The sequence below is a fragment of the Paenibacillus aurantius genome (assembly GCF_032268605.1).
Classification (GTDB): Bacteria; Bacillota; Bacilli; order Paenibacillales; family NBRC-103111; genus Paenibacillus_AO; species Paenibacillus_AO aurantius.
In genome coordinates, this window is sequence record NZ_CP130318.1 from 3,087,159 (window position 1) to 3,107,408 (window position 20,250).

At 54.8% G+C, this 20,250-nt stretch carries 17 protein-coding genes; 4 read left to right on the plus strand and 13 right to left on the minus strand.

From position 1 onward, the window contains the following. Position 1 precedes the first annotated feature (1 nt). Both MJA45_RS13920 and MJA45_RS13925 read right to left on the minus strand, forming a co-directional pair. Positions 2–2,083 carry a PrsW family glutamic-type intramembrane protease gene (locus MJA45_RS13920; RefSeq protein ID WP_315607850.1) on the minus strand — a complete coding sequence of 694 codons (2,082 nt, stop codon included), beginning with the start codon at positions 2,081–2,083 and terminating at the stop codon, positions 2–4. 191 nt (positions 2,084–2,274) lie between these two features. Further along, the gene (locus MJA45_RS13925) at positions 2,275–3,756 is read right to left on the minus strand and encodes a hypothetical protein (protein WP_315607851.1); all 1,482 of its coding nucleotides are present in this window, start codon (positions 3,754–3,756) and stop codon (positions 2,275–2,277) included. A 577-nt stretch (positions 3,757–4,333) separates the two neighbouring features. On the opposite strand from MJA45_RS13925, the gene MJA45_RS13930 reads away from it, so the two are divergent. The 3 genes from MJA45_RS13930 (at position 4,334) to MJA45_RS13940 (ending at position 6,882) form a co-directional block, all read left to right on the plus strand. Next, entirely contained in the window at positions 4,334–5,164 is an 831-nt protein-coding gene (locus MJA45_RS13930) for an aldo/keto reductase (protein WP_315607852.1), read from the plus strand. 152 nt (positions 5,165–5,316) lie between these two features. Then, positions 5,317–5,940, plus strand: coding sequence for a TetR/AcrR family transcriptional regulator (locus MJA45_RS13935; RefSeq protein ID WP_315607853.1), 624 nt, complete (start codon positions 5,317–5,319; stop codon positions 5,938–5,940). Between the two features lie 24 nt (positions 5,941–5,964). Further along, positions 5,965–6,882 (plus strand): alpha/beta fold hydrolase, encoded by a 918-nt coding sequence (locus tag MJA45_RS13940; RefSeq protein ID WP_315607854.1) that lies wholly within the window; start codon positions 5,965–5,967, stop codon positions 6,880–6,882. On the opposite strand, the gene MJA45_RS13945 is transcribed toward MJA45_RS13940, so the two are convergent. The 9 genes from MJA45_RS13945 to MJA45_RS13985 form a co-directional block, all read right to left on the minus strand. Next, on the minus strand, positions 6,873–7,874 hold the full coding sequence (locus MJA45_RS13945) for an FUSC family protein (protein ID WP_315607855.1): 1,002 nt from the start codon (positions 7,872–7,874) through the stop codon (positions 6,873–6,875). The two genes, MJA45_RS13940 and MJA45_RS13945, sit on opposite strands and share 10 nt — an antisense overlap. 194 nt (positions 7,875–8,068) lie before the next feature. After that, a complete protein-coding gene (locus MJA45_RS13950) occupies positions 8,069–8,674 on the minus strand; it encodes a class I SAM-dependent methyltransferase (RefSeq protein WP_315607856.1) in 606 nt (201 codons plus the stop codon). A gap of 198 nt (positions 8,675–8,872) precedes the next feature. Beyond that, positions 8,873–9,658 (minus strand): PhzF family phenazine biosynthesis protein, encoded by a 786-nt coding sequence (locus tag MJA45_RS13955; RefSeq protein ID WP_315607857.1) that lies wholly within the window; start codon positions 9,656–9,658, stop codon positions 8,873–8,875. Between the two features lie 31 nt (positions 9,659–9,689). Then, positions 9,690–10,595, minus strand: a complete 906-nt coding sequence (gene hprK, locus MJA45_RS13960; protein ID WP_315607858.1) for an HPr(Ser) kinase/phosphatase — start codon at positions 10,593–10,595, stop codon at positions 9,690–9,692. Positions 10,596–10,899: 304 nt separating this feature from the next. Continuing rightward, the gene (locus MJA45_RS13965; protein WP_315607859.1) at positions 10,900–11,610 is read right to left on the minus strand and encodes a GntR family transcriptional regulator; all 711 of its coding nucleotides are present in this window, start codon (positions 11,608–11,610) and stop codon (positions 10,900–10,902) included. Positions 11,611–11,618: 8 nt separating this feature from the next. Beyond that, positions 11,619–12,635 carry a sugar kinase gene (locus tag MJA45_RS13970; protein ID WP_315607860.1) on the minus strand — a complete coding sequence of 339 codons (1,017 nt, stop codon included), beginning with the start codon at positions 12,633–12,635 and terminating at the stop codon, positions 11,619–11,621. Then, entirely contained in the window at positions 12,628–13,383 is a 756-nt protein-coding gene (dagF, locus tag MJA45_RS13975; protein WP_315607861.1) for a 2-dehydro-3-deoxy-phosphogluconate aldolase, read from the minus strand. The genes MJA45_RS13970 and dagF overlap by 8 nt, the downstream gene beginning before the upstream one ends. 1 nt (position 13,384) lies before the next feature. Then, positions 13,385–14,488 carry a DgaE family pyridoxal phosphate-dependent ammonia lyase gene (locus MJA45_RS13980; protein WP_315607862.1) on the minus strand — a complete coding sequence of 368 codons (1,104 nt, stop codon included), beginning with the start codon at positions 14,486–14,488 and terminating at the stop codon, positions 13,385–13,387. Beyond that, positions 14,466–15,566, minus strand: coding sequence for an amidohydrolase/deacetylase family metallohydrolase (locus MJA45_RS13985; RefSeq protein ID WP_315607863.1), 1,101 nt, complete (start codon positions 15,564–15,566; stop codon positions 14,466–14,468). Before MJA45_RS13985 ends, MJA45_RS13980 begins: the two co-directional genes overlap by 23 nt. A 193-nt stretch (positions 15,567–15,759) precedes the next feature. Between MJA45_RS13985 and MJA45_RS13990 the strand changes: the two genes are divergently transcribed. Further along, complete coding sequence (locus MJA45_RS13990) at positions 15,760–16,776, plus strand: glycoside hydrolase family 130 protein (RefSeq protein WP_315607864.1); 1,017 nt, start codon at positions 15,760–15,762, stop codon at positions 16,774–16,776. A gap of 79 nt (positions 16,777–16,855) precedes the next feature. Here the strand turns inward: MJA45_RS13990 and MJA45_RS13995 are convergent, their stop codons facing one another. Beyond that, a complete protein-coding gene (locus MJA45_RS13995) occupies positions 16,856–18,433 on the minus strand; it encodes a response regulator (protein ID WP_315607865.1) in 1,578 nt (525 codons plus the stop codon). After that, positions 18,430–20,229 (minus strand): sensor histidine kinase, encoded by a 1,800-nt coding sequence (locus MJA45_RS14000; protein WP_315607866.1) that lies wholly within the window; start codon positions 20,227–20,229, stop codon positions 18,430–18,432. Before MJA45_RS14000 ends, MJA45_RS13995 begins: the two co-directional genes overlap by 4 nt. Between the last annotated feature and the right edge of the window lie 21 nt (positions 20,230–20,250).

Sequence of the window (20,250 nt, forward strand, 5' to 3'; positions counted from 1 at the left end):
GCTAGTTCACCCCAAACCGTATGGTAAATGTGTAATCCGGGAAATCCTGGCGCAGGCGGTTGAGGCTGTTCTCGGCCGCTTCCCGAAGCGCCGGGGAATCCCCGTCAAGCTGAAATTCAAAATGCCGGATTCCTTTGATCTGCTCCAGTGTCGGAATGTCCGACGTCCCGTCCGGCGTTGTCCGCGTCCCGACAGCTTTCTCCAGGTTGTTGATCCGCACCTTCGTCTTCTGGTACAGCTGTTTATCCGTAAACTGCTGGGGTGTTTGCTGGGGTTTGCCCGTTTTCGGGTGGATACGGTCCAAACCCTTGGCCGATTTGGCTTCATAGAAGACACCCTTCTCCAGATCGACCCCATCGAACTCGCCTAGCGCACCATTGCGGCTGTCATACAGCTCCACCCCTTTGTACCTCGCTTGGCTCCAGTGCACATAATCTTCAGGGTCGCTAGGCGGGGGATCCTCCTCCGGATTCTTCTTCGACGGCGGTTCCTCCCCTTCCGGCTTCTGCGGCTTATGAGGCTTCTGCGGAAGATCCGGCTCCGGCTTCGGCTTCTTCGGCCGCTTGAGCAGATTCTCAAGCCATTCCTTGAGCCGTCTGCCTGCTTTTCCGCTTAGGCGTTCGGCGAGCCGTCCGAACGGAACACGGCTGAGCGCCAAAGCGATAAGCGTGGACAACGCGGTCTCCGGCGTCAGAAGCCGCTTGGGATCCCGGATGTCCTTGGCGATCTCATGGCCGCTGGCCGGGATGCTTGCCGCCGTAAGGGCGATGCCAAGAGCCGGCCAGAAGCCGACAAACAGGAGAGAGAGCGCGAACGCCCCCAGGACGATGGCTCCCTTCTCCCATGTATCGAGACGGTCCCACCAATTCTGAAGCGAATCGAACATGCAGGAGAAGCAGGCGGATTCCGTGGGATGCCCACTGATGTGGGAATAGGCGGCAAAGCCGGCCCATACGCCGAGCAGGAGCAGCACAGCGGTTACCCCGGCCGCCGCCCGGTAATGACGCTGCAGCCGCGTGTGCAAGGAATCCCGCAGACTGACCGCTTCCTCGTTGCCATAGAGAAGGGAGAAGCCCATCTCCCTTCGCTCCCGTGTCCATGCCAAGACAGGGGCGAACGTCTCTCTTCGCGTGAACAGAGCCCTTCCCATATACCACAGCTCTGAGAAAGGGGTAAGCCATCCTTCTCCCTCTATCTTGGGAAGCTGGCCTTTGATGCGGTTAAGAGCGGCATAGTCGATAAACAGTCCGAGCGCCAAGAGCAGAATAAAGGCATCTTTGGTGAGGTACCCGCTTCCGGTCCAGTCACTCAGCTTCAAGAACCAGTCCGGCAGGGAATCCTGGCCGTTATAGCCCATGTGATCCAGGATGGACCAAGCCAGCAGCAGTCCCGGCAGCACGAAGACTTTATTTCCCCGCTGCTTGCGGAAGCGGACGGCCAGCCCGAGCCCCAGCGCGACTAGGCCGGTATGCACCGGATGACTGACCGACATGACGGTCGGAAAGAGGCTCTCTTCAAACCGGCCGGGGAAAAGCGTCCAGAAATCCCAATGGATGGTCTCCCCGCCGAGCAAGGTCGTGCTGTAGCCATAGGTCCGTCCGATGATACCTGAGTTCAGCCAGCGCCGGGTAAGCTCCTCCATCAGCTGGAAGCCCACGCCAGCCCCAGCCCCAGCCAGGGTATAGTCCGCCAGACTCATGGAGGACGCGCGGCGGGAGAAGAACAGGAACAACCCGAGCGGCAGCAGCTTCCAGACTTCCTCCGCAATCGGGGTCAGCACGGCCTGGGACCAGGTATCCCTCGTGTTCCCGCCGAATATCCCGTGGGCCGCCAGCAAAGTAAGCGCTGTCAGCGGGATAACAAGGAACACTCCCAGCAGCATGAACAGGGCGGCCTGTTTCCAGGTGAAGGTTTTGCTCCGGCACAAGAACCAGAATTGAAGCATGACGTAGAAGGACCACAAATACTGGACCAGCATGGTGCGGGAATCCCTGAACAGGAAGAGGCACACGATAAAAAACAGCAAGGAGATCCAGCACCATACCGTATAAACGGTTTTGAGCCAGGGAAGCCGCTGAAGCACTTCCCGTATCGCTTGATAGCCGGCTTCCGCAATATCTCGGATCCTTGTTCGGATCTTCCATACTTTTTCCGTTTCCCATCCCTCCTTTGTCGGTCGGCAAAACACACTCTATATTCTACCAAACCGGACAGGAGAAAGGGAAACCCAAGCCAAAAACCGGACTTTCTTCCCACTTCCATATCAACTAAAAGTCATCCTAAGCTCATAGACAACAGCTTGCCGTCCGCCTTGGAGATCCGGTAGGTGATCGGCAGCTTCCCGTCCGGGAACGAAACCTCCAGCCGGTAAACCCCTGTCTTATCATCGCTTAGGTCTTGCAGCTCTTTGGCTTGATAGGTTCCTTGAACGCCGGCCTTGGTCAGCAGCTCGAGCGTTTGCTGCAGCGTTACTCCGTTATAACGGCTATGCAAATGGTCGGTCCAAGTCCGTTCATCCCAGTCGGGTGAGGTCACGCTTACCCCGGCCTTCCGTAGCGTTTCCAGCAGGTTCACGACCATTCGACCATCCCCTTCCTGCATGGCGCTCGCAAGCACTATAGCTGACTGGTTGAGAATTCCCAGGTTATTCGTTTTGTTTTTGGCGGCCAGCAAGCCGAACAAATTATCGGTATTCTGTTCAGCCGTGAACCAGTAGGCGTGAAAATCCGTCGGGTTGATTTCGTTCGTTTTAGGGATGAAATAACGCCCGTCATCCGAGACACGGAACACCTGCGAGCTGTCGAATCTTGAAGGAAACTGCAGAACATACAGCTGGCTGCCATCTCCGCTGATCATCATACCCACGGAAAGGGGCTCATGCGGCCGTTCTCCATTCGGAAGGATCGAAGCAGCGCCCCCTTTGCTGGAATAGTAGAAGCCGCCATTGGTTGCGGTTTGCCGTACAAGGCGGTACATGATCCGACTCTTTCGCGTGACCGGCTTTCGTTCCATTAGGGTGGAATGCCCCTTTACCGAACGAATGTCTTCTGTCACCTGCCATGTAATGTCCGCTATCCCCCTTAGTACCTCCGGCTTCTGTTCTCCGGACAGATCCGGAAGGCTAATGGTCAGGCTATACCCGTTCGTCTGCCATTCGTATGCCGTATAGTTCCACTGAGACGCATAATAGGCATCGGAGAAATTCGACCGATAGGCGACCCCGTCCATCAGCTTATCCTTCCGTCCAATATCCAGAACGCTCAGATGCCTGCCCGAAGCCGCCAGAATTCCTGCGGCGACCAGCACCGGAACGAGCAGGATCATCAAAGCATGGATCCATCTAGGTGCTTGGAACTCTCCCACCGGCAGATTCGGAGCCGGTTCGTCGTATATTCTCAGCTTCCCGGCCAGCTGCCTCATCAGCTCTCCGATCAGCCACGTTCCGACGAATGCATAGGCAACCAGCGGCACGGCGTACCCCCAAGGAGCGGGCAGTGACTGTAGAAGACTTACGGAGAAGGTGCCGATCAAGGCGAGAAGTGACAGGGGCAGCAGCTTGATGAAATAACGCCGCAGCAGGCGCGGAGCTTTCCCCAGTGCCTCGCCAAACGAGATATCCTGAAGGACTACCAGATAAGGCGTCAGCGAATACAGGAATAAGACAAGCATGAGGACGGCTGCTATCGGAAAGAGGGTGACCGCGATGAAAATCATCAGTCCTCCCGTCAAGATTTGAAAAATCGACCAAGCCAGCATCCTCCCGAAATATTGGCGTCCACAGGCAAATAAGGCGGCAGATTTGTTCGTTACCCAACCTTTTAGCCCTCCCAGGTACATCCCTCGGAAAAAGCTATGCAAAACCGTCACAGCCGCAGAGACAAGGAACGCCGCAATGCCCCATCTCTGCTTCCCTTCCTGCAGAAGCGTGTAGGGGATTTTTAGGTCTTGTAAGGAGGGAACATACATCGGAAGGGTAGCTTGAAATCCGCCTGACTGCGCAGCGGATCTTGTCGTCACCAGCGGTGAGGGAGAATAAGGAAAGACGGCAAACCCATAATACATTCCCAATCCGAGTAAAGCGGTGATTAGAACCTCAAAGGCCAACACCAGAACTATCAAGCGCAGATAAGCCATCCCTACCTCCCAGCTTGTTATGGTATTCTTTGCTTCACCAACCTCCTCCCAGTTATTAACGTAAATGGATGCGATTTGTTTCATCAAGCCGTAAGAACGCCACTTGCCGGCAGCCGTCCTGCCGCGTTTTATTGCACCCGGTTAGCTAATCGACTACACTGGGTAGCGAAAGGAAACATCTGGACAGGGAGGAATCAAAATGACTCTTCAGCAGATTACCGATACGACAACACTGAACAACGGCGTCGCTATGCCTCGGCTCGGCCTCGGCGTCTGGCAGGTCAAGGATGGCGACGAGGTCATTCAAGCCGTCCGCCATGCGATCGAAGCCGGCTACCGTGCCGTCGACACCGCGGCGGGCTACCAGAACGAAGAAGGCGTCGGCACCGCCATCAAGGAATGCAGCGTTCCCCGGGACCAGCTGTTCCTTACGACCAAGCTGGCCAATTCCGACCATGGCTATGAGTCCACCTTGCGGGCATTCGACGAAAGCCGCCGTAAGCTGGGGGTGGAATACCTCGATCTCTATCTTATTCACTGGCCAGGCAAAGACAAGTACAAAGACAGCTGGCGAGCGTTCGACAAGCTGTATCGGGAAGGGTATATTCGCGCCATTGGGGTAAGCAACTTCAAAATCCACCACCTCGAAAGCCTGCGTGAGGTGAGCGACACGGTTCCGGCCGTTAACCAGGTGGAATTCCACCCGCTGCTCCGTCAGCAGGAGCTGCTTGACTACTGCCAGGACAAAGGCATCCAGCTTGAAGCTTGGAGCCCGCTTATGCAGGGCAAGCTTTACCTTCCGCTGCTGAAGGAGCTGGCCGCCAAGCACGGCAAAACGCCTGCACAGGTCGTGCTGCGCTGGGACCTGCAGCATGGCGTGGTGGTTATTCCCAAATCCGTACACAAGGAACGCATCGTTGAGAATTCCGGAATCTTCGACTTTGCTTTGTCGGACGAAGACATGACCGCACTGGACGGCTTGAACCAGAACCACCGGTTCGGGTCTGACCCCGATGACAAGCTGTTTTGATGGCTGTTTGGATGGAAACGAAAGACGGAAAAGCGCGAAGCCATCTGGCTTCGCGTTTTTATTTATTCATCATTTACCTAACAGGTAAATATAGATATAATAGGATTGACCTATTAGGTCAATACGATATTTTAGATGGGAAGGAGGATTACATGCCTATATTGCTTTCTAATCTGGAAGCGGCAAGACGGGATGCCATTCTAAACGCGGCTTTAAAGGAATTTTCCGGGAAAGGATTTGATGAAGCGTCAACGAATGTGATGGCGAGAGAAGCCGGCCTATCGAAAGGGTTATTTTTTCATTATGTCGGGAGCAAACAGGACCTTTTTCTGTTCCTTTACGATTACTGCTCGGACCTTATTCATAAAGAATACTTGGCTTTGATGAACTTCAAGGAACCGGATCTTTTTGAGAGACTGCGGCAATCTTATCTTCTCCAGCTGGAGCTGCTGAGACGCTATCCCTGGATTTTTGAATTCCAGAAGCTTTCGGCGCCTACTCAATCAGCAGAAATCAACAAGGAAATGGAACGGAGGCAGCATGAGAAGCAGCCGTTTTGCTATGAGGCGATGTTTGGTTCTATCGACGAATCTAACTTCCGGGAAGGATTGGACGTCGAGAAAGGCAAGCAGATTATTTTTTGGGCGAACGTCGGGTTTACCAATGAGCTCCTGGCCGATCTTCAAAATCCAGACGCATCCATATGGGACTCGGACAGCCTTGCTGCCAAGCTGGATGGTTTCTTTCATGAGCTGCGGAAGCTTTTCTATAAGTGAATAAGGATGGGGGCTTGATTCCGTATGAACGATTCGGTCAAAAAGCATCCGTTACCCGTCAACGGATGCTTCTACAGCGTCGAGGGGCGGCAGTTGTTCCTCCACCGTTCGGGGACGGGAACTCCCGCTGTCGTTTTTATTCCGGCGGCCGGCATGATAGGTCTCGATTATGATAATATTCACCGGCGCATTAGCAAAAGCACGACATCCGTCATCTACGACCGGGCAGGAACGGGTTGGAGCGATCCAGTCAAGCTTCCCCGAAGTGCCGCGGAGGTCACGAATGAATTGCGGAGCCTGTTGCATACCGCAGGGGTCCCCGCTCCCTATCTGTTCGTCGGCCATTCGCTGGGCGGCCTATACGCTTGCCGGTACGCCCAAAGCTACCCGGATGAGGTGGCCGGGATGCTTCTCCTGGAGCCGCCGCACGAGGATTTTCTATCGCATACCCCCAAGCTTAAGAAACGCCACCTGCCTCAGCAGGCATACACCATCCTTCGGACCGCCCTAACCTACAAGCGGACCTTTCGCAGACTATTCGATCGCATGTTCGAAAAATGGCCGGATTCGGTACGCCAACCGCTGGTCGAGTATCATCTCCGGACCCTATCGAGTACGATGACCGAGAGGAAAAACTTGAACAACAAGCTGTACCAAGAGCTTCGCGAAGGAGGAGACCTGCCGGATGTCCCGCTGATCGTGGTGACGGGAACGGGGATCGACCCCTTTCTAACTCCGGTCGTGAGTTCCTCCTTCCTGCGGGAGTCTATGGAACCGTTCACGGAAGCAAAGAAGACCATCTACACCAGATTAGCCCGCTCTGTTCCGCAAGGAGAGCATCGCCTCTTCCCCGATGCCGGTCACACCACCATCCATACGGACAGTCCCGATGAAGTGGTCGAAGCGATCGAGACTTTGCTCGGTCATGCGGGTCATGGATGATTGAGATCCTTTAGAAGCTGATGCGCTTCGACCTCCAAGGCATGAAGCCAATGGGTTGCGGTCAAAGGGGGCAGACCGGCAGCCAACCTTACTAAGGAATCGGTAGCCGATATGGAGTCTCCCCCCTTTTTCTGAGCCAACCACCATTCTTCCAAGTATCCGGCAAATCGCTCGAGCCCCTCCGCCCAGCGCTTGCGATCCTCTTTCGTCAGGACACCCTGCTCCGCCATCGTGACCAGCAGACGCTGGATTTCTTCTCCTCTTGCGTATCCCCGGTTCACGGCATGAAGCAAGTTCCGGTACCTCTCGAGCTGCTTTCGGCGGCTTTGCACGAAAGGACTGAACTTTAAAGCCTGAATCGCCTGTTCCATGCGGTCCGACGCCTGCTCAATCGTACGGCACAGCTCCTTCAAGGTCTCTTGCAGCGCCATGCCGTCTTCCGCAGATTCCTCCCGGTCGAGCCATGCGGCCAGCTTGCGGCAGTGCAGGCTCATCTCCTCTACCGAAGCTTTTAGCGAATCGGCAAATATCCGGGTGTAATCAGGCGGTGCCACGAGAAGATTGATCAGCGTAGCAATGGCGGCCCCGATCATCGTTTCCAGAATCCGGTCCAGGCCGTAGTGGCCGCTTCCCGCCCCGATGGTAAACATCAGCAGCGCGCTAATTCCTGTCTGCGTGACGCTGTACTCTGGCAACCGGAGCACCCGGGCGGCGGTCAGCGCCACTAGCAGAAGGAGGCCGATGCTCCACCAGGAGGGTCCCCCAATCTGAAGGGCCGCACCTGCAAGAATCACGCCCATCACAATGCCGAGCACACGCTGCATGCCCTTCGTCAGCGACTGTTCAACCGTAGCCTGCATGCACAGCACCGCGGCAAGAGGAGCGAAGAAGGGATGCTCCGAGCTGACCACGCCCGCCACGGCCCAGGAGACGGTTGCCGCCAAAGCCGTTTTCCATATCCGGTTGCCGGGCACCCAAGGATGTCTCTCCATGTCTTCCCCTCCCATTCTCCAAGTCGCTGAAAGGATCAAACTGCGATCTCATCGCCCCGGTCCGTCGGTTCCTTCCTGAATATCCAGTATGGCCCAATCGGACCACGCCGCATAAGTCTTTCTTGGAAAGGTCCCTGACCGCATCCCGATTGCCTCTTCTTCTAATACCCATTCCGAGTTGTCGGCAACCTCGTTTAGGAGGGATGACAGACCATTACATGAAGCATACCGGCCATATGAGAAGCCGCCCATTCGATCTTCAAGGGAGACCGGCGGATCAGGGAGAGCACATCCCGGTTTTGGTGGCATCCGAAGAGCCGGTAAGCGAGGGGGTTAACCGTCTTCTGGGCAAGCGCCATCGCTTGGCGTGAGCTCAGTCCATGCTCCATTAGCAAAACGCGGCCGTCCGGCTTGCACCACCGGTTCATGTTAAGCAGAGCCTTTTCGGGGTTATGATAAGCACACAGCGACAGCGTGGAGACCACGGTATCAAAGGACTGCTCCGGAAGGTCAATGGTGTCCACGTTACCTTCCCTGAACTCAGCCGACAGGTTAAAGTGCCGGTTGTTAGCCTCCCTGGCCTTGCTCAGCATCGCCGGACTGAAATCCACGGCCGTTAAAATCACATCGGGACGGTAATACGGAAGGTTGGCCCCCGCTCCCGCCCCCAGCTCCAATACCTTGCCGGAAGCACGCCCGATAAGGGGGGCACGCAGATGAGCCAAATCGCCTTTACTTCTCCGGTTGTCGTATCTGACCGCCTGCTTATTGAATTTGCGGATCTTCTTCGTAGGGTTCATGGTCCACTCCCTTTTTCATTCCGATAATTAGGCTAGATACGCAAGCAAAAAACCTGCTATTTCCAGCAGGCTAATTGTTGATCCCTCTTAATTCTGTACGGTAAACCATAAGTCCGTACGCCGGCCCGTTTCCATGACTCGTGTCTTCTTGAGCGAGAGCGGCAATCCGGTTTCTTCTCGGTTGCTTACTTTTTCAAATCATACCAAAAGAGTACTTCTCATCACGGTAACCGCTTGTCCGGCGATCCGGACCCGGTCGTTCCGAAGGCTTAGCTTCAACACGCCGCCTCGGCTGGATGCCTGATAAGCCGTCATTTCCGTTTTCTGTAACAGGCGGCCCCAATAGGGAGCAAGGCCGCAATGGGCGGACCCCGTAACGGGATCTTCGTTAACGCCAATGGCCGGAAAAAAACACCGCGAGATAAAATCGTAGTCATCCGAGCGGCTGGTCACGTTGACTCCCCTCGTTGGGATTCCCGCCAATAACGAAAAGTTAGGTTGAAGCGAACAAAGGAGATCCGCGGATTCGACCTCAATGAAATAATCGAAGCGATTTCTTCCGACAAAGACAGGCTCCACCGCCAGCGCTTCTATCAATTCTTCAGGATAATCGCTTCTCTCCACTTCTTCCGCCGGGAAATCCAGTTCTATCCAAGAACCGTTCCGGTCCGCTGTTAACCTTCCGCTTTTTGTATGAAACACCGCTTGCCGGTTTGGATCCAAGGTACCGGTTTCCCATAAAATATGGGCACTGGCCAGTGTAGCATGGCCGCATAGCTCCACTTCCGCCAAGGGGGTAAACCACCTTAGGCTGAAGCCTTCTTGTACAGGGACCAAGAAGGCCGTCTCCGATAAATGCATCTCTTGGGCGATCTTCTGCATTTGTTCATCAGGGAGCGGGTCTGTTGTGAGGCATACGGCGGCCGGGTTGCCTCGAAAGGCTTGTTTGCTAAACGCATCCACCACGTAAATGGTTAGACTCATGTTGATAACCTCCTTCCTAAATGTGACAAGGCTATTGCTGTTCGAGCCGCTTCATGAACTCATCGGCCGCGCTGTAGCCCTGCATACGCAAATACCAGCTGTTCGCCGCCGCTTCCACGAGTCCCGCTACGTCCCGACCCGGTTGAAGCTGGATCTCGATATGCGGAACAGGGACATCCAAGTACTCGGTGAATTTGGGCTCCAGCTCCAGATCGTTGTTCAAGGCATGCTCCTGCCAATGCGTCAATTCGATATCCAGCACGATTCGGGTCTCGTCCTGGAAGGCCCGACGGCCGTAGAGCCGGGAAACGTTGATCAGACCGATGCTTCGCAGCGCCAGAAACTCTTTGTTGACTTCGTTATGGGTGCCCAGAATCGATTCGGGGCTGATTTTTTTGAGGACGACCATGTCGTCAGCGACCAGCCGGTGTCCCCTGCGGATGAGCGTATGGGCCGTTTCGCTTTTGCCAACGCCGGATTTGCCACGCAGCAGAACCCCGATTCCCGATACGTTTACGCACACCCCGTGAATGGCAATCTCCGGTGCCAACACCTTCGTCATATAGATGTCGGCCATTTCTATAAATTTATAGGTCGGCTGCGGGGTGCGCAGCAAAGGGATGCCCTCCTCCTCGCAGTATTTCGTTATGTACTTCAAGCCCTCCTGGCTTCGCGTCACGACGAAGCACGGGGGACGGTATTTCACGACGTTACCGATCCGGTCGTTGCGTTCCTCCTCCGTCAGTTTGTGCAGGTAAGTAATTTCTTTGCGGCCGAGCACCTGAACATGATCATGAGAGAAGAAATCGAAATAGCCGGCGAACTCCAAGCCCGGGCGGTGGGCTTTCGGCTTGGAGATGGTACGGGAGGTGTCTCCCTCTACCAGTACCTCCAGCGAAAACCGGTCAATCAAATCCTGAACCTTCAATGGCTTCATCCCTGCTCCCCCTTTTTTCCTTACTCGTCTATTCCTATTATACCTAATCGGGTTCCGAGAAGCAGGGGTTCGTCGTAAGGCTCACTGACAACCCAAACACCTGGGCAAAAGCCTAATCGGATTCTTTCACTGGCTTCCCCGGACTCTCCGTCTAAGCATATGGAAAAAGTACCTCCACTTGTCAGAACGTATTTGGAATGCCTGTCTTTACTCCATAAAATATACAGAATTCTTGTTCCAAACAAAAAAAGCCGCAGATTATGCGACTTTACTAATGAAACCATCTGCCAGGCAATAGCTTCGCTTAGGCATCATAGTTGACAACATAAGGATGCAGCTTCGTGTTGTAATAACCTATGCTGTACTCGATGGCGTCTCCACTTTCCTCATAGGAGTACCGTGTTCTCTTTAACAAGGGGAAGCCTTCCTCCAGCTGCAGCTGCTTCGCCACATCAGAAGGAGCTGCCTCAACAGTGAATTCGTCCCGAAACTTTCCGAGCGAAATGTTCTGCTCCTCCAGCATTTCATACAGCGATTGGATATCCATCGCCGTCTCCAGTCCGTTAATCCGAGGAGCCAGGTAGTGCGTGAAATGAATATAGGGTACGTCGTTCAAGCGGTACAAGCGTTCAATGCAGATACAGCGCTCCCCGAACAAAAGGGAGCATTCCGTTTCCGCTTGGTTGAGTATGGCTTTGGCCTGCACCCATTCCTTCTGCAGCTGATGGCCTTCCTCGACCAAGAGCTCCGTGAATCGTTTCCACTTGGAGAGCTTGGAGGCCGACGTGTTCCGGATAACCTTCGTTCCTTTGCCGCTGCCCGGCTCGACGTAACCTTCCTGGGCAAGCTCTTTGATGGCGTTGCGGACCGTAATTTTGCTGACGCCGAATTCTTTCTCCAGCTGCGGCTCCGACGGAATATTAGACCCGATCGGGTACGCACCGTGCAGAATCCGGTCTTTGATAATCTTATAGATCTGTCTGTATAGAGGACGGTTGGTTCTGGATAGACTCATGGAGCTCCCTACCTTTGCACGTCGCTAACCGACTCGGTCATAGCCCGGCGGATGTCGCTGACAGACGACATGGGCGTATCGCCGGCTGTCGTATGCGCCAGCATGCTCGAAGCCGCCGCGAAACGAACCGTTTCCTCCGGCTCCCATCCCGCCAGTTCCCCGTGAACAATGCCGGCCGTATAGGCATCACCCGCGCCGATCCGGTCATAGACGGAGAAAGTAAGCGTTGGAGAGAAGGTGAACGTCTGATTCTTATAGAGATACCCCCGCAAGGAATGCGAGTTATCCCCGTTGATCGAACGGTGCGTACCGGCAATGACCTGAATGCCGTAACGGTTCGCCACGGCCGGAATGAGCTCGGCGAGCTGCTGATGACGGTCCTGCTGCACCGTGCTCATTCCGAGCGTATGGATGGCATCTTTCTCGTTCATGATGACGAGGTCCGCAAGCTCCAGCATCTCCTCGTAATGCGGCTTGGCTTTCTCGTAGCCGCCTTCGCCCCAGAGAGAGGGGCGGTAATTGCAATCGAAGACCACGTGGCCTCCTTTGGCTCTGACCGCTTGGGCCAATCGTTTCATATGCTGCCGCACGGTATCATTCATGGCCAGCGTAATGCCGCAAAAATGGATCAAGTCGATCTGCCCGGCGATGCTTTCATAATCATACGATCCTTCCGGAGCCGTATTGAAGCTGCTGTCCAACCGGTTCGTATAGGTCACACGGCTTGGCCGGACGCCGAAGCCGTTCTCCAAGAAATACATGCCGACGTATTGGCCCCCCCGTACGATAAAATCCCGGGCGATGCCAAGCTGGCTGAGATAAGCTGCCGCGGCGTCTCCCACCGCATTGTCGGGCAGCCGGGTTACGAGGAAGCCGTCGTACCCGAAACGGGCTAACGCCGAAGCGACATTCACGCCCGTACCGGAGAAGGAAAAGCTTAACGTGCTCGACTGGGACAGCAGGTTATAGCCGGGTACCTGAAGGCGCATCATCACCTCACCGAAGGCTGCCAGCTTCTTAGACACGTTCGTCCACCAATTTCTTCACGATCGCGAGCAAATCGCGGACATCCTGTACGTTCGTTGCTCCCGTCTCCTTGCTGATGATGGAGGAATAGACGTGAGGGATGATTTGCGGCACTCCCGCCTCCAGTGCAATGCGTAAAATGGCCTCAAAGTTGTCTTTGTCAATGCCTCCGGTCGGCTCAAGCGCAAAGCCTTCTTCCGCGCAAGCCTGAGCCACGGCCCGCAGCTCGTCTTCCCGGCTCAATCCGTTCATCGGGAAATATTTCAGCGCATTGCCGCCCATGTCACGGACGAGGGTAATCGCCGCTTTGACCGGCACAATCGCCTGCTCTTCCCCTGCCGCGCTGACCGGACCTGTCGAGATATTGACGTATCCGGCTCGGCCCGTCGGTGAAACCAAGCTATTGATCCAGCCTTCTTTTCCATTCAGATTGGCACGTGTCGCACCGACTGCGGGAAATACTTGATTGATATGGCTGCCGGCATACGACTTGGCGATTTCGGCTACAACGGCTGCCTGCCGGTTATCCCCAGCCCCCAAGCCGATCGATACGGCATCCTCAATCTCTTTGCCGTATTCTTTCATAGCCGATACGGCTTCCTCCACCGTCGGGTAATTCTTCGACAGAACGCCCACGAGCACATACCCTTCCGCCGCCTCGAACACGGCCTTGGCGTTCTCGATGCTGTTCGCCAGCACGTTTAAGGAAACCCGGTCTTTGTAAAATCGTTTGGATAGGTTAGCCATCTTATTTGCCTCCTGTGAATTCCCGAAGTTTGGATGCGATCACCAGAATGTCATCGCCCATGAGCGGGCGGGGATCGATGTCGAAATACCCTTGTTTCACGCCATAATCACGCGTATAGATGGCGATGTCTCCGTTCTGCAGCTTATGAACGACCTCTTTGGCGGTCGTTCCCGACTCGTCCGGATCGATCTGGATCCGCGCGCGGTAGATGGCCCGTCCCGCTTCATCCTGGACGACCGACACTTTGACGCCCTTGATGTCGTTCAGCGGCAGGAGGGCCTGCAGGCTTGCTTTTTCCTGCTCGCTCTTGTCATCCTTCTCCATGTATTCATCCAGCGCCTGAAGCAGCCCGAAGGTCGTTTCCTTGCCCACCTTCATGCTTCGTCCAATGCCGTGCAGCTGGGCTTTGAGCCACTCGATATACATCTGCTTGCCGGCTACAATTCCCGAAGTCGGCCCCTCAATGGCCTTGGAACCGCTGTAGATGGCCAAATCGGAAACCAGCACATACTTGCGGATATCTTCCTCGGCCGCCGCATCGACGATAAGCGGAATGCGGTTCCGCTTGGCGACCTCCCAAGCCTCTTCGACCGTGATCATATTCTTTTGCACGCAGTGATGGGATTTCACATACAGAATGGCCGCCGTATTCTCTCCGATTGCCGATTCGATGTGCCCCGCCTTGCCTTCGTTCGCATATCCGACCTCGACGAGCCTGCCTCCGCCTAAATAGATCATGGTTTCGACGGGGGCACCGTACTGGACATTATGACCCTTCAGCATGATGATTTCATTTCTCGCGATGCTCTCCTGGTGGAGTCGGTCGCTCTTCCGGCGATCGCCTTGCGTCACGACCGCTGCTACGGAGAGCGCAATGCCGCTAGACGCCGAATTGACGACGACCGCGGCCTCGGAGCCGATCGTGCGGGCTATATATTCCCCCGCTTTGTCGACCAGATCGGCGATCTCCACGTAGCTCTGCCCGCCCTGCTTCATGGCTTCCATGACGGTGTCCGTCGGGGCCGATACGCCCAATATGCTCATTCTTCCGCTGGCGTTGATTACACGCTTCAAGCCGTATTTAGCATTCAATGAATTCGCCATGGATCATTGCTCCTTTTGCTTCCAAAGTTAGACCGGCCGTGCGCTTCTTCCCTTCGGAATCCGTCAGCTCCACCGGTTTGTTCTCTACCGTGAATAAGGTTAACCGCGCGGGGTCTCCCGGTTGAATTCGGCCTAGCTCCGGCTTGCCGAGCCAGTCAGCCGCCTTCGTCGTGACCGAGGCTATGACTTCCTCCAGCGGATAGCCCAAGGAGAGGAATTTCGTGAGCACGTGGGACATGCTGAACACGGGGCCGTTCATGCGATTGCCTCGGTAGATGTCCGTGCTGATCGTGCCGAGGGGGATGCCGTACCGCTTGGCGGCCTCGGCAACCTTAAACGAGAAGCTGGCGGTGCCATGGCCAACGTCGAGGTGCACCCCTCTTGCCACCGCATCCCTCAGTACCTGAAGAGGCTGACCGTCCGGGCCGAATAGGTTGTTCTTCTTGCCGTTCAGATAATGGGTGACAATGTCTCTCTTCGCCAAAAGCGGCATAATCTCCTGAATGTCCGGTGGTCCGGAGCCGATATGCACCATAAGCGGCAGAGACAGCTGCTCGGAGAGCGCACGGGCCATAACCAGTGGCTGAAGTCCGCTTTCCTTGACGACGCTGCGGCTGATCCTGGCCTTCAGCCCGACGATGCTGTCCTTATACCGGTGTACGGCATCAGCCGCCTTCTCCCGGTCGATCCACTCCAGATGGGACAATTCGTCGATTCTTTGCAGCCCAATCCGGGAGATGTTCAGGAACGCATACAGATGGGTTCTGGCCCTTTTCCCGCTCGCAACCAGATCTCCGATCCGGTCCGCTCCGCAGCTTCCCGCATCCACGATAGATGTGACCCCTTGCTTGACACCAATCTCATCGATTTCATCCCCATAGGGATCGAATTCAGGAAAAGCATGGACATGGAGGTCAATCCATCCGCTCGACACATAGACACCGGAGAAGTCCATCACCCGGTCGCCCGATCCGCTGCCCGCTTCCGTCACTTCCCGGATCCTGCCGTCCGCTATGACGATATCGACGGTTTCCCCGCTAACCCGCTTTACTCCGCGTAGTACCAATCGCTCGCTCATGATGTTCTCCTTCGGTGAAAATAAGTTATAACGTTATAATGTTATTTTACCACCTGTCATAGCCCGAGTATATATGCTTACCGCTATAAAAATTACGATATTTTCATAGCTTCCTGGGATATTAGCGATACTTTCAATCGATTAGAATGATAGAAGAGCATCATACTATCCGCATTCAACGGGAGGAACAGACATGCACATCGAAAGACATCCGGCCAATCCGATCGTGGTGCCGGGCAAATACGACTGGCGGAAAGTGACCGTCTTTAACCCGGCTGTCATTATCGACAACGGCAAATTCTATATGATCGAGCGGACCGCCGAATCGCTGACACCATGCAAAAACTTCTTGGGTTTGCTCGAAAGCGAAGACGGCGTTCATTTCCGCCATGTGGTGGAGGAGCCTGTCGTCACCCCGGATATGCTCGGATTTCCGTACGGAAGCGTTCAGGATCCGCGCATCGTCAAGATCGACGACACGTTCTATCTCAATTACGCCCTGCGCCCCTGCGCCATGAGCTACTATCCTACCGGTGCCGGAATTCCCGAGCGCTCCGTTCCCAAGTACCCAGACGGATGGGGAGAGCAGCCGGAGCATTGGCTGACCCGCTCGGGCATCATGACCTCCAAGGACTTGATTCACTGGGAGTATCTGGCGGATACGACCCCGCTTGATATCAACGACCGCGATAACATCCTGTTCCCCGAGAAAATCGGAGGGAAATACGTGCTGCTGCGCCGGCCGGAGGAATATGTAGGCGAGAAGTACGGCACGGAGAAGGCCGCCATGTGGATTACCTATTCGGACGATTTGATTAACTGGGAAGAACCGAAGCTGCTGGCCAAGGCGGAAAACATGGACTGGGAATTCAAAAAAATCGGCGGGTCCACTCCTCCGGTCAAGACGGACAAAGGCTGGCTCGTCCTGTATCATGGGGTCGACGAAAACACCGTCTACCGTGTCGGAGCGATGCTACTCGATTTGGAGAATCCGGAAATCATTATTGCCCGGACCCGTAACTTTATTATGGAGCCCGAAACGTACTACGAGAAATTCGGCTTCCAGATCCCGAACGTCGTTTTTCCGACCGGCAACGTGGTGAAGGACGGCCTGCTCTATATTTACTACGGGGTCACCGATACGGCGATTGCGCTTGCCACCGTGCCGCTGGATGAGCTGGTGGAACATGTGCTGAACGAAAACAGCTGAGATAGAGAACCAACTGATCCTCTTGTCCATAATTATAAAACGGCCCCCGGCCTCAACTCGGTCCGGGAGCCGTTTTATCTTAAGCTGTTGTGGAATCGGCAAGCTTGCGGTACTGCGTAGGCGTGACGCCGGTATGCGCTTTAAAAATCGAGCAAAAATATTTGTAATCGTTGTAGCCGACCTTCTCCGCAATTTCGAAAACCCTGTCGTGCGTACCGCTCAGCATTTCCTTGGCATGCTCGATCCGAACCTCGTTTAAATACTCTGCAAATCCTTTGCCAAACGATTGGTTAAAGATAATGCTGAAATAGTTCGGCGTAATCTTGAGCCAAGCCGCCACCTCGGAAGCCTTCAGATCGGTGCTGTGATGGGCTTCAATATATTTCGTAACCCGATCGACCGTCCAATGGTTTTTCCCGCCTAAGGTGGAATGAATCGAGGAAAATAGTGACATCAGCTCGCTCCGAATTAGCGCTTCGATCGCCCGGTAGGAGTTATTCGCATACAGGTCGATGGTTCCTTCCAGGATGTTCACGAGCTCTTCCGAAAGCTCGATGCCGCTCGTCCTCAATCTGCGTTGGATGACGATCTTCAGCTCCTTGTACGCCTGGTCGATTTCCGCGAGCGAACAGCCTTTGATCCGGTACTGCTCCATTATCTTTCCCCATACCTGTTTAAGCTCGTCTTCTCCTCCGTTGAACAGGAAGTTCACCAGTTCTTTCTCCAGCTCCAACGCGGTGACCAACCCGCGATTTTTACGGGAGCGAACCTCTTCTCCGGGAAACGTGACGGTACGCTCCTGCAAGGCTCCAAGCTGAACGCTTTCGATCGCCTCATGGCCATGCACGTACGCTTCTGTCAACGAATGGAAGACAGGCGAAACGCCAAAATGCAGGCGGCGGCCGGAGGCCGCCTGCCCCGCCAGCTTCGTCAGAATCGAGGGCAAGTTTTCCCGACTCGGCTCTCGGGAGTAAACACATAGGACAATCAGCAGATTCGGATGAAGAAAGGCGGAGATCACCTCATGCCCGTGGCCCGCTAAGGCTTCCCTCACTCTCTCTTCCCAATCCCGGCGGGCTGCCCGCCTCTCCTCCGGCGTCGATTGTTCGCGCCAAAGCGCATAGTCCTCCCGTTGGCTGGCTATCAAGCCAAAGCTCAATTCCGATGCCGAAACGCCCGGAATCGGAGACCCCTCCGGGAGAGTTTGGTCGTTCTGCAGCAGACGGCTTAACCAATTCTGCCAGCGGTCTTTCACCTGCTCTCTCCCGCGGCTCACTTCCTGCTCCAGCTCTCCCCCGATTCGTCGTACCATCTCCATCAGCTCGTCAACGTCGACCGGCTTCAGCAGATAGTCCTCAACGCCGATCCGGATCGCTTGGCGGGCATAATCGAAATAATCGTAGCCGCTCAGGATGATAATACGGATGTGCGGATACCGCTGCCGCAATTCTTTGGCCAGCTCCAGACCATCCATGCCGTCCATGTGAATATCCGTCAGCACCAGATCAACAGGCTGCGATTCGATCCGCTCCAGGGCTTCCACCCCGTCGGAAGCATCGCCCACTACCTCCACGCCAATCGTTTCCCATGGGATCGTCTCCCTCAGCCCCCGGCAAATGACCGGTTCGTCGTCTACTATCAGCATTTTGATGGTCATAGCGCTTTCAGCTCCTTCTCCAGAACGGGAATGGTTAAACGGACGCAAGCTCCATACCGGTTGCCTTCTTCCGGGAAGTCGATACCCCAGCCGCTGCCATACAGAAGGGTGATCAGCTCATGAATGTTGTAGAGCGCATGGCCGATCAGCTCCCGTTCCCCGCTTTTCTCGGCTAGGGCATAGCGGATCGCTTGCAGCCGTTCCGGCGGGAAGCCGATGCCGGTATCTGACACGTCGATGATCAGCTCATTCTCCCGGCCCCTATAACAGCGAACTTGTATTCGAATATTGCCCTTCTGACGGGCGGCGAAGCCGTGCTTGATGCTATTCTCGACGAGCGGCTGGATCAGGCGTCTTGGCAGGACCGTGTCCTCCAAGGAAGCTTCCATCAGCAAGGAGAACGCCAGCTTGTCACCCATTCGCTTCTGCTGCAGATTAAGATAAGACCGGACAAACTCCAGCTCGTCCGCAAGAGTGGCTGTCTGTTTCTCCCGGTTCATGCTCATCCGGAAAAATCCCGACAAAGCCTCGATCAGCTGGCTCGTTTCCGGAGCCTTCTCCAGTCTTGCCGTCCAGCGAATCATATCGAGCGTATTGTACAGGAAATGAGGATCCATCTGGCTCTGCATAATCCGCAGCTCCGATTCCTTCTGCTGAATTTCCAGCTTATACTTATTGTCAATCAAGTCTTTAATCGTCGTGACCATGTTGTTGAATTGACGGCCCAATTCGCCGATTTCATCGTGGGAGCGGATGGTCACCCGGGCCGAGAAATCCCCGCTTTTCAAGCGGCCGGTTTCCTTCTTCAATTCCAGCATAGGGCGGATAATCGCCACCTCGAAGCCGATCAGCGCAAACATACCGAACAGGATAACGAGCAGGAACAGGATTTGCAATGTGATTTTGAGGGCGTTCGTTTTGGCCACAATCGTTTTATCTTTCACCAGGGTCACGATATTCCAACCGGTTGATCTCATCACTTTGTTGAAGAGGACATAGCTCTCGCCATCCATCTGCAGTACCGTGTTCTTGCCGGGATGCTGCTGAAGCGTTTTCAGAACATCGGCGTTCGGGTATGGCTTTCCGATCCATTGGTCGTCCTTATGCAGAAGAACCGTGCCATCCGGCCGGAGAATAAAGGTGGACGTCTGCTCCTGCGGGATGGCCGATGCCAGCAGGCCCGAGATTTCCGATTCGTTCAGCCGCACAACCGCAATCCCTACATCCTTTGTTAAATCATCGAAGGAATAGATGACGCGAAACAGCGAAAGGACCTTCTTCGGTCCCGTCCAGCCGCTTACGAGGGAATAGGAATTCGACCAGACGTTGCCTCCGCGGCTCATTCTCGCCTGATCGATCCATGGCTGCTCGGGTCCCTCCACCGGTTCGCCGAGCTGCATTTTATTCCCATTGTTTCCCTGAAGGGTAACGGATTTGATATAGCTCTTGGACATCAGCTGAAAAGTGACGAAGCCTTCAATAGTCTGGCGGTCATATTCCAGCTGTCTTTGCGTATCTGGTGTCTCGGGGGTCTGCATGAAATCACGGAATTCCTTCTGGTAGATCATATAATCCGTAATATCCTGCACGGCCTTTATTTTCTCATAAAGGTTCATCTCAATGGTATTGAGACTCTTCTCGGTGGAAGAGATGAACTGCTGCCGCAAGATCTTGTCATAGCAGTTAAGGAACGCGTACCCCACGACCAGCGAAGGCAGCGTCACCAGCAGAAGGAAAATCGCAATGGATTTTTGCCGTAAGCTGATGCCGGACCGTCCCAGCTTGTTAGCTATCATAGTTGCTCCCCCCTCCCCTTG